The sequence below is a fragment of the Sandarakinorhabdus oryzae genome (assembly GCF_009733735.1).
Classification (GTDB): Bacteria; Pseudomonadota; Alphaproteobacteria; order Sphingomonadales; family Sphingomonadaceae; genus Sandarakinorhabdus; species Sandarakinorhabdus oryzae.
On sequence record NZ_WNJP01000096.1, the window covers coordinates 1 to 10,763 of the forward strand.

Below are 10,763 nucleotides of genomic sequence, written 5' to 3' on the forward strand. Positions count from 1 at the left end.
CCGGCCGGCGCGAGGCAGCGACATCGCCCGGCTCGCGGCGCGACTCGGGGCGGGGCACAGCGGCACGCTCGCTGGCCTGGTGGCACGACCGGGCCCCATCTGGCGCATTTCCGTCACCCGTCCGCCACAGCGGGCCAGCAAACGGCCCTGAATGGCCCGCAATTCCGGCCCACGACCGGGGCAGAACAGCACAGGCCGATTGCAACCCTGTCATTCCGCCTTATCTTGGGCTGGAGTGCAAGGGCCTGCCCCGTGCAGTGCCGAACTGTGCCCGCGTCTGTATCTGATCAGGAAGTGACCATGTCCGAAGGCCCCAACAAGCGCCCCCCCAGCCCCTGGATGAAGAATCTCGGGCTGTGGATTGTCATCCTGCTGGGCCTCGCCGTGGCAGTGAACCTGATGCAGGGCAGCGGCTCGTCGCGCAGCGGCGATGCCCTGGCCTATTCCGATTTCCTCGCCCGGGTGGACGATGGCGCGGTGAAGTCCGTGGAGATCCGCGGTGAAGAGATCGTTGGCCGCACCAGCGGCGATGAGGAGTTCCGCACCTTCAACCCTGGCGACACCCAGCTGATCGAACGCTTGCGCCAGAAGGGCGTGCGCTTTGATGCCAAGCCAGAGGAAAGCCGCTCGGTGATCGCACAGCTGTTCTTCAACATGCTGCCCTTCGTATTGATGATCGGCATCTGGATCTTCGTGATGCGCCAGATGCAGAATGGTGCCGGCCGCGGCGCCATGGGCTTTGGCAAGAGCCGGGCCAAGCTGCTGGTGCAGAAGGAGGGCCGGGTGACCTTCGATGATGTCGCCGGCATCGACGAAGCGCGCGAGGAACTGCAGGAAATTGTGGATTTCCTGAAAGACCCCGGCCGCTTCAGCCGCCTGGGCGGCAAGATTCCGAAGGGCGCGCTGCTCGTCGGCCCGCCCGGCACCGGCAAGACGCTGCTCGCCCGCGCCATCGCCGGCGAAGCCAATGTGCCGTTCTTCTCGATCTCTGGCTCGGATTTCGTCGAAATGTTCGTCGGTGTTGGCGCCAGCCGCGTCCGCGACATGTTCGAGCAGGGCAAGAAGTCCGCGCCCTGCATCATCTTCATCGATGAAATCGACGCTGTCGGCCGCAGTCGCGGTGCCGGCCTGGGCGGTGGCAACGACGAACGCGAGCAGACGCTGAACCAGCTGCTGGTCGAGATGGACGGTTTCGATGCCAACGAAGGCATCATCATCATCGCCGCCACCAACCGGCCCGACGTGCTCGATCCCGCGCTGCTGCGCCCCGGCCGTTTTGACCGCCAGGTGGTTGTCGGCCGCCCCGATATCGATGGGCGTGAGAAGATCCTCGCTGTCCACATGAAGAAGGTGCCGCTGGCGCCGGACGTCAACCCTCGTACCATCGCACGCGGCACGCCGGGCTTTGCCGGGGCTGATCTGGCCAATCTCGTCAACGAAGCCGCGCTGCTCGCCGCCCGGCGCGGCAAGCGGCTGGTGTCGATGCGCGAATTCGAGGACGCCAAGGACAAGGTGCTGATGGGTACCGAGCGCAAGACCATGGCGATGACCGAGGACGAGAAGAAGATGACCGCCTATCACGAGGCTGGTCATGCGCTCGTGTCCCTGCACGAGGAAGCGTCGGACCCGATCCACAAGGCCACCATCATCCCGCGCGGCCGCGCGCTGGGCATGGTGATGCGCCTGCCGGAACGGGACCAGTACAGCTATCACCGTGACAAGATGTACGCCAACCTGGCCGTGGCCATGGGTGGCCGCGTCGCCGAGGAAGTGATCTTCGGCTATGACAAGGTCAGCTCGGGCGCGTCGTCGGACATCAGCTACGCCACCGATCTGGCGCGCTCTATGGCGACGCAGTGGGGCATGTCCGACAAGCTCGGTCCGCTCAAATATGTCGAGAACCAGGAAGAAGTGTTCCTGGGCCACAGTGTCACTCGCGCCCAGAACATGTCGGAAGAAACCGCGCAGATGATCGACAGCGAAGTGCGCGCGATCGTGACGGCCGGCTATGAGCGCGCCAAGCAGGTGCTGACCGACCATATCGACCAGCTGCACGCCATCGCCGGCGCCCTGCTCGAATATGAAACCCTCACCGGTGACGAGATCAAGAAGGTGATGGAAGGCGGCACCATTGATCGCGGCAGCGCGACCACCACGCCGGTGGCGCGTCCGGCGGCCGGTGCGTCGGCCATTCCGAAGGCCGGTCGCCGTGGCACGGGCCTTGGTGAGGCTCCGGCCGGGGCCTGATCGCTTCTGCAGTCAGCAACAGACGGCCCGGTGGCACTGCCGCCGGGCCGTTTGCCTTTTCACGTGCCGGTCAGGCGTCGTCGTCGAGATGTTCGCCGGGTTCGCGGGAGAGCTCTGGCTTGGTGAAGGCATAGACGGCCAGGCACAGCAGGCCGACAGCGCCCAGCCAATAGGTCAAGGTGTGGCCGAATTGGTAAAGCCCGATGCCGACCGCCGGCGCAAAGATGAAGCAGCTGCCGTTGACCGAGGTGACGGCGCCAGCGACCCCGCCCTGCTCGCTGCGACTGACAGCCAGGCTGGCGCCAGCTGTGAAGCCAGGCCGCGCCAGGCCATAGCCCAGGCTCATCAAGGCAAAGGCCAGCACCAGCCCGTGCAGGCTGCCGCTGAGCGCGATGCCGGCCGTGCCCGCCGCCGCGATCAGCGTGCCCCAGCGCATCAGCGCCGGCGGCGTGAGGCGCAGTTGCGGGATCAGGCCCCATTGCGCCAGCAGGGTCGCAAAGGCGCCCGCCATGAAGATCACCGCGATTTCCTGCTGCGAATCCAGGGCGGTACCGCCCAGCGTGTCGATCACCAGAAAGCCCAGGGCCTGGCCGGTGGCGGCCTGGATCGATCCCGAAACAAAGCCGAAGATCATGAAGGGCAGGATGCGACTGTCCTTCACGCTCAACCGTTTGGGCCGGCCGGCGGCGGCGGCCTTGACGCTGGCGCCCGTGGTGGCGCCGGCAACGCTCGGCTCTGACGACGGCGCCCCGCTGCCCAGTTGCGGCTGGCCCTGGCGGTGGGTGGGATCATCATCCGGCAGCACACGGGCGACAGCCAGCATGACCAGCGCCGCGATCACGGCAAAGGCGAACATCGGCCCCGAAAGCCCCAACGGCGCGATGATGAACAGCGGCGCCACCGCCGGCCCGATGATGGTGCCGAGCCCGAAGGCCGAGGACAGGCTGGACAGCGCAGCGGTGCGGTCCTGCTCGTCGGTGCGGGCGGCGACATAGGCCTGGGCCGCCGGGTTGGAGGCCGAACCGAAGATGCCGAACAGGCTGCGCAACGAGGCGAACAGCGCGAACGTCGCCACCGGCACCAGCCATCCCTTGAGGCCGGCATAGATGGCGATGCCGCAACCGGTCATCGAGACCATGAAGCCCAGCGTGCCGACCAGCATCAGCCGCCGCCGCCCCCGCATGTCGGACTGGCGGGCCCAGTAAGGCGCACTGAACGTCCACAAGAGGGCGGAGAAGGAGAAGATCACCGCCACCAGCATGTCGGGGATGTGGATCACCCGGGCAATGGCGGGCAGCACCGTCTGCAGTGCGGTGTTGCCGGCCGCCACGGTGAGCAGCACGGCAAACAGCACCGCGAATTCCTTGCGGGGCAGCGAGGCGGCGGCAAGGCCGGCGAAGGGATTGGGGGTCTGCACGCCCCGTTTCATGGGCCGGCGCCGCGCCGATGCCAACCCGTTACTTTTCCCCGATCAACTGCGCCAGCCGTCCGACATCGGCGATATAGTCGGCTTCCGGCAGGCCGGCATGCTTCAGGCCAGCAGCGGCATTGACCAGCATGCGTGCCAGCCCCGGCGCATCGGCGCGGCCGGCTTCGGCGAGGCGCCGAGCCAGCAGCGCCTCGAATCGCGCCGTGCTGGCCTGGTGCAGATCGGCGGTCAGGCTGGCGGCCACGGCCAATATCTCCTCGGCATGCGGGCTGGCGTGGCACAGGCGCTGGATGGGCAGATCCTTGGCCAGGATCGCGGCGGCCAGCCCCTCGACCGGATCGGCATCGGCCGGCCAAGCCAGTTCGGCGGCGATGGCGGCATCGGCGAGCAGCGATTCGGCGACAGCACGAAACACCTCCTCCTTGCCGCAGAACAGCAGATAGAGCGCCGGCCGCGACATGCCGGCGGCGGCCGCAATGTCGCCCATGGTGCAGCGGCGATAACCGTGCCGCGAAAAGGCCGTGATCGCCGCCGCCGCAACACGGGCGCGGCGGTCATCAGCAGCCGGGTTTGACAAAAGAGACGACATTTGTCAGTTTGTATCACATCCAATCGGGAATCGACAAGCAGGAGCGTGGCCATGACGGAACAAAAGGGCAAGGTGCTGGTCACCGGCGCATCGGGCTATATCGCCGGCTTCATCATCAAGGCGTTGGCGGCCGACGGCTGGCCGGTGCGCGGCACCATCCGCAATCTTGCCCGGGCTGACGAGCTGCGCGCCACCCTGGGCCTGCCTGATCTGGAACTGGTCGCCTGCGACCTGATGAGCGACGCCGGCTGGGCCGAGGCGATGGACGGGATCACCTATGTCCAGCATATCGCCTCCCCCATCCCGGCGGGTGAGCCGAAGAACCCTGATGATCTGATCGTCCCGGCCCGCGAAGGCGCCCTGCGCGCGCTGCGCTTTGCCCAGGCTGCCGGGGTGAAACGGGTCGTGATGACCAGCAGCATGGCCGCCATCGCCTATGGCCACGAACAGGGCCGTCCGCCGTTCACGGAGGCCGACTGGTCCAACGTCAACAGCCTCGATGCCTATGCCTATATCAAGTCGAAGACGCTGGCCGAACGGGCGGCGCGCGAGTGGATGGCGGCTAATGGTGCCGGCATGGAATATGTCGCCATCAATCCGGCCGCCGTGCTGGGCCCGGTGCTCGGCGCCGATTTCTCGACCAGCCTGGAAGTGGTGAAGAAGCTGCTCGATGGTGCCCTGCCCGGCCTGCCGCGGCTCGGCTTTGGCGTGGTGGACGTGCGCGACGTCGCGGCGCTGCATGTGCTGGCGATGACGACGCCCGGTCTGGATGGCGAACGCTTCATTGCGCAGGGCAGGTTCATGTGGATGCGCGAAGTGGCCGAGGTGCTGAAGGCCGGGCTCGGCAACCAGGCGCGGCGGGTGCCGACCCGCGGCCTGCCGGACTGGCTGCTGAAACTCCTCGCCAATTTTGATGCGACCGTGAAGATGGTCGTCCCCGAACTCGGCCGCCGCCGTGAAGCTACCGCCGCCCATGCGCTGGAACGGCTGGGCTGGATGACCCGTGATGAGGCGACCACCATCCTCGATTGCGCGCACAGCCTGATCGAGAAGGGGCTGGTGAAGGCGTGACAGCCCGCTTTTGTCACTTTTGACGTTTCGTATCGGATTCAGGAGTTTCCGATCGACGAAGTGACTGATTTTCAAAGAGCCTGACGCAGCACTTGTACCGCATCAGGCCCCTGTAGGACAGCGCTTCACTTGGCCGATTGGGCGGCAATCCAACGATCGATCTTGGCCTCCAGCACCGCCATCGGCAGCGCGCCGGTCATCAGCACCTGGGCGTGGAAATCCTTGATGTTGAACTTCGGTCCCAGCGCGGCCTGCGCCTTGGCGCGCAGCCGGCTGATGGTCAGCTGGCCGATCTTGTAGGCCAGCGCCTGGCCGGGAATGGCGATGTAACGCTCGACTTCGGCCGTCGCATCGGTGCGGCTCATGCTGCTGTTGGCCAACATATATTCGATGGCCTGATCCCGGCCCCAGCCCTTTGAATGGATGCCGGTATCGACGACGAGCCGCAGTGCGCGCAGCATCTCGTCTTCATAACGGCCCTGCAGCTGGTAGGGATCGGTGAACATGCCCAGCTCCGGCCCCAGGCTCTCGGCATAGAGCGCCCAGCCTTCGGCAAAGGCGGTGTTGCCGCCAAAGCGCTGGAAGGCCGGCAGCTTGTCATTCTCCTGCGCCAGGCTGATCTGGAAATGGTGGCCCGGCACGCCTTCGTGCAGATAGAGCGTCTCCACGCCATAATTGCTGCGCGAGGGCAGATCATAGGCGTTGTAGAAGAACACGCCCGGGCGGCTGCCATCGGGCGTACCGCCCTGGTAGCTGCCAGCAGCATCGGTCTTTTCGCGGTGCGCCGGCACCGGGCGGATTTCCAGCGGCGACTTCGGGATGGTGCTGAACAGCCGGCCAACAACGCCATCCACCTTCTTGCCGGTGGCGCGGAAGGCATCGCCCATGGCCTGGGCCGAGGCGAACTTGAAGCGCGGATCGGTGCGCAGATAGGTGAAGAAGGCCGGGCGATCGCCCTGGAAGCCCACGCGCGCCTTCACCTCGTCCATGCCCTTCAGGATGCGGGCCACTTCGGACAGGCCGATATTGTGGATCTCGTCCGGCGTCAGCGCCGTGGTGGTGTTGCTGGCCACCAGATAGCGATAGAGCTCCGGCCCGCCCGGCATGGCCACCAGGCCAGGCTGATCACGGGCGACGGGCAGATATTCGGTCTTCAGAAAGTCGCGCAGGCGGATCAGCGCCGGGTTGATGCGCTCGCCGATCATCCTGGCATATTCGGCCTTCAGCCGGGCCTGGTCGGCCGCGCTGATGCTGTCGGGGAATTTCTGCACCGGCTTCATCATGATGGAGCCATCCGTGCCGCCGGCGGTGAGATTGTTCAGCTGGTCGATGATGTTGTTCACCACCAGCTTGGGCTGCACCACCCCGGTCTTCATGCCCTGCCGAAAGCGCAGCACGGCCAGATCGAGCAGCAGCGCGAACTGATCATGGCGCTTCAGCGCATCCTCATAATCCTTCAACGTCTTGAACGGCGCCGCGCTCTCCCCGGCCTGGAGCTCCGCCAGGAAATTGTGGAAGCCGAAGAAATGATCGATCGGGCGCGGCGCGGTGGCGGCGAGCAGATTTGGCTGCAAGCCGGCCAGATCGGTCTCGCGCTGCCACTTGAACGTGTCGTAACTCACCTGCTCATCCGGGGTCAGGGCGCTGCGGTCGATGGCGGCCAGCGCCTTCAACTCATTCTCCGCGGCGCGCTTTTCGGTAGCATAGGCGGCATCGGTGATGAACTCGCCAATCTGGTCCGCCCGGCTGGTGTCCCCCCGGAACAGGCCAAAGATCGGATTGCGCTTCAGATTGTCGGCGTCACTGGCCGCAAACAAGGCACTCAGTGCAGCCGACGGCGACTGGGCGGCTGGCTGTGCCGCACCGGTGGCCGGGGCCGGCGTTTGGGCGGCCAGCGGCGAAACGGCAATCAGGCTGGCAGCAAGCAGAAGAAAAGCGCGCATCAGGGGGCTCCGGATCATGGTCAGGCGTGTTGCTCTCATAAGACGCTGCGCGCCGCAGTCAATCGCGGCGGTGGGCTTGCGGCAGGGCCTGTAGGTTACAAAGTTTACAATTAGCTCTTGTGCGCGAGAGGCTATTCCGGGGCGTCGGCTGGCCCCTCATCGGCAGCCACGCCAGTGTAGTGCATCTGGCTGGATGTAGGACAGCAAGAAGGGGCCTCCGGCGGGCAGGGTCGCAGACCCTGCACCCGTTTGTTTTCAGACGCGCTCGTTGGACAGGAGTCCGCTTGCGCCCCAATTAGCGACGTGTGGGTGCAAAGCTAACCGTGCATTTATTTAGATGAACCAGCGCCGCCCTTGTTGCTGAATGTACCGCGTACGGCTTTATCAGCCCTATCGGTCATAATACGAACTGCACAAAAGATAAACAGCACCATAAATACGACACCAACATCGAACGGTACAGCGCTAAATTCGTAAGATTTGTAGTACCAAAGGCCGGCAAGCCAACTTGTCATCCAAATTACAAACGACGAGGTCGCGATTATTGTTTTCGATCTTGTCGAGCTCGGCTTCAAAATTAAACTCATTATACTCATCCTGATCGACCTTCTTGTGTGTCGCCAGATTCTGTGTGTCAGCAGTCGTCATACCATGGCGTGGCTATCCGCTCCACCTGTCAATGGCAGCTTCCCACTCCAAACCGGCCTTTGAGCACCACCCGAAATCAAACGGGTGCAGGGTCTGCGACCCTGCCCGCCGGAGGCCCTCCTTCTACTTCCCCCTCATTCCACCACTTTCCCGCGCGCCATCACCCAGCGCACTTGCGCCAGTTGTTTGGCGTCCACGGCCGGATCGCCGTCGGTGGCGATGATATCGGCGGCTTTGCCCGGCTCCAGCGTGCCGATTTCGGACGAAAGGCCGAGCAGTTCGGCGGCGCCGGTGGTGGCGCTGATGAGGACGTCGCGCGGGGTCATGCCGCCATATTCGACCATGTCGGCGGCTTCTTCGCCGTTGCGGCCGTGGGGGAAGACGCCGGCATCGGTGCCGAAGGCGATGCGGGCGCCGGCGGCGCGGGCGATGCTGATCTGTTTGCCGCGTCGGGCCAGGATGGCGCGCACCTTGGCTTCGACGACGGGCGTGTAGACGCCCTTGCCGAGTTGTTCGGCAGTGTAGCGGAAGGGCATCAGCGTGGGGACGAGCCAGCCTTTGGTTCCGGCCAGCACTTTCGCGCCGGCGTCATCGATGAAGCTGCCGTGTTCGACCGAGTCGACGCCGGCACGGGCGGCGGCTTCGATGCCGCGCGGGCCGTGGGCGTGGGCAGCGACCTTCAGGCCCAGGCTGTGGGCGGTGGTGACAATGGCGCGCATTTCGTCCTCGGTGAAATGCTGGTCCAGCCCGCGGCCTTGTTGGCTGAGGACGCCGCCGGTGGCGGTGAACTTGATGACATCGGCCCCGCGCTGGCTGGCTTCGCGCACGCGGGCGGTGCATTCGGTGGCGCCGGTGCAGGTGTTGCCCTGGTCGAGCGCGTCGTTCACGGCCGGCAGGAAGCCCGAGGTGTCGCCATGCCCGCCGACGATGGAGAGCGCCGGCCCGGCGGCGAGGATGCGCGGGCCGGGGAACAGCCCGGAATTGATGGCATCGCGCACGGCAAAGCCGGCCAGCCGCGCGCTGCCGAGATCGCGCACGGTGGTGAAACCGGCCTTGGCGGTGAGGCGGGCGTTTTTCATGCCGTAGGCGACGGAAAGTTCAGCGCTGTCCACGGCTTCGCGCCAGAAGGGCGTTCCGGGATCGCCGGTGAGATGGACGTGGCTGTCGATCAGGCCGGGGCTGAGGGTGCGACTTGATTGGTCAATCAAGATGGCGCCGGCCGGGATGGGCGCGCTGGCCGGGTTGATGGCGGTGATGCGGCCATCGGTGACGATGATGGTGCTGGGACCGAGCGCGGGCTTGGCCGCATCGGTGATGACGTGGCCGGCCTTGATCGCGAAGGTTTCGGCGGCGGCCGGGCTGGCGAGCAGCAAGGCGGCGATGAGGGTGGTGCGCATGGTGGGGTCCCCTGTGGTTGGAGCTGTTGTGCGCTGGCGTGCGGGCGGGAGCCAGTTGCAAATGCGACAGGTGGCGGGCCGCACCCCTTACCCGGGCCGCGCTTCGCGCGTCTCTCTTCCTCTCCCACAAGGGGAGAGGTGAAGGGCGGGCCGCCCCAAAACGAACGGGTGCAGGGACGAGTCCCTGCCCGCCGGAGGCCCTACTTCCTCTTCACCCCAAGCCGTCGCAGCTCGATCTTCGGGCAGCGGTCCATCACTACCTGCAGGCCGGCTGCTTCGGCGCGGGCGGCGGCTTTGTGGTCGATGACGTCGAGTTGCGTCCAGACGGCCTTGGCGCCGACCGCGATGGCCTCGTTCACTACGTCCGACACGAACTCACTGCGGCGGAACACGTCCACCATGTCGATGGGGGTGGTGATGTCGGCCAGGGTGGCGACGACGGTCTGGCCGTGGATGGTCTGGCCGGCCAGCAGCGGGTTGACGGGGATGACGTGGTAGCCGTGGGCCAGCAGCACGCCCATCACCTCGTGGGCGGCGCGTTCGGGGCGGTCGCTGGCGCCGACGAGGGCGATGGTGCGCGTCTGCTCGAGCAGGTGGGCGATGTCGGCATCGGCGGTGAGTGGCATGGTCAGAGTCCCACGGTGACGATGACGCCGCGGGCGATCTCGTCGAAAAGGGCGGCGACCGGCCCGCTGATGGGCTGGCCGGCGTCGGCGGCGGAGCGCACGTCCATTTGCAGGGGCAGGCGGCCGAGGAAGGGCACGCCCATGGTGGCGGCTTCGGCTTCGGCGCCGCCGTGGCCGAACGGATCGGAGACATGGCCGCAGTTGGGGCAATGATAGCCCGCCATATTCTCGACCACGCCAAGCACACGGACATTCACTTCGGCAAACATGGCGACGGCGCGGCGGGCGTCGATGAGGGCGAGATCCTGCGGGGTGGAGACGATGACGGCGCCATCGGGCTTCAGTTTCTGCGCCATCGTCAGCTGGATGTCGCCGGTGCCAGGCGGCAGATCGATCACCAGCACGTCGAGCGCACCCCAATCGCATTGTTCCACCATCTGGACGAGGGCGGAGGAGGCCATCGGCCCGCGCCAGACGATCGCCTTGCTGGGATCGGTCATCATGCCCATCGAAAGCGCCTTGATGCCGTGGCGGCTTTCGGGTTGCAGCCGGTCATTCTCCACCCGGGCACGGCCCTGGATGCCGAGCAGGGTCGGCACGGAGGGGCCATAGATATCGGCATCGAGCAGGCCAACCGTCTGCCCGGCGCGGGCCAGGGCGAAGGCGAGATTGGCGGCGACGGTGGATTTGCCGACACCGCCCTTGCCGCTGGCGACGGCGACGAGCTTGCGGATGCCGGGCACGGTGGTCTGCGCCGGGCGGGTGGCGCCGGCCGGCGCAGTGGCGCGGTCGGCGGTGAGGATGATGCGCGCC

General features: G+C 66.1%; 8 protein-coding genes. 2 read left to right on the forward strand and 6 right to left on the reverse strand.

The window, feature by feature from the left end; all coding sequences use genetic code 11:
- The first annotated feature begins 300 nt into the window (after nt 1-300).
- Complete coding sequence (gene ftsH / locus GJ693_RS10280; RefSeq protein WP_156256216.1) at nt 301-2,247, forward strand: ATP-dependent zinc metalloprotease FtsH; 1,947 nt, start codon at nt 301-303, stop codon at nt 2,245-2,247.
- 70 nt (nt 2,248-2,317) lie between these two features.
- Here ftsH and GJ693_RS10285 read toward each other — a convergent pair whose 3' ends face one another.
- Nucleotides 2,318-3,664, reverse strand: coding sequence for an MFS transporter (locus GJ693_RS10285; RefSeq protein ID WP_156256217.1), 1,347 nt, complete (start codon nt 3,662-3,664; stop codon nt 2,318-2,320).
- Between the two features lie 40 nt (nt 3,665-3,704).
- Nucleotides 3,705-4,265: a TetR/AcrR family transcriptional regulator gene (locus GJ693_RS10290; RefSeq protein ID WP_156256218.1), complete on the reverse strand. Its 561-nt coding sequence runs from the start codon at nt 4,263-4,265 to the stop codon at nt 3,705-3,707.
- Between the two features lie 51 nt (nt 4,266-4,316).
- Here GJ693_RS10290 and GJ693_RS10295 point away from each other — a divergent pair, with 51 nt between their 5' ends.
- The gene (locus GJ693_RS10295) at nt 4,317-5,336 is read left to right on the forward strand and encodes an SDR family oxidoreductase (protein WP_156256219.1); all 1,020 of its coding nucleotides are present in this window, start codon (nt 4,317-4,319) and stop codon (nt 5,334-5,336) included.
- A gap of 125 nt (nt 5,337-5,461) precedes the next feature.
- On the opposite strand, the gene GJ693_RS10300 is transcribed toward GJ693_RS10295, so the two are convergent.
- The 4 genes from GJ693_RS10300 to GJ693_RS10315 form a co-directional block, all read right to left on the reverse strand.
- Complete coding sequence (locus tag GJ693_RS10300; protein WP_156256220.1) at nt 5,462-7,279, reverse strand: DUF885 domain-containing protein; 1,818 nt, start codon at nt 7,277-7,279, stop codon at nt 5,462-5,464.
- A 782-nt stretch (nt 7,280-8,061) separates the two neighbouring features.
- The gene (locus GJ693_RS10305) at nt 8,062-9,324 is read right to left on the reverse strand and encodes a metal-dependent hydrolase family protein (RefSeq protein WP_156256221.1); all 1,263 of its coding nucleotides are present in this window, start codon (nt 9,322-9,324) and stop codon (nt 8,062-8,064) included.
- 200 nt (nt 9,325-9,524) lie between these two features.
- Nucleotides 9,525-9,950, reverse strand: coding sequence for a CoA-binding protein (locus tag GJ693_RS10310; protein WP_156256222.1), 426 nt, complete (start codon nt 9,948-9,950; stop codon nt 9,525-9,527).
- 2 nt (nt 9,951-9,952) lie between these two features.
- Nucleotides 9,953-10,763 (reverse strand): Mrp/NBP35 family ATP-binding protein (locus tag GJ693_RS10315; protein ID WP_156256223.1); only part of this gene is annotated, 811 nt, incomplete at its 5' end.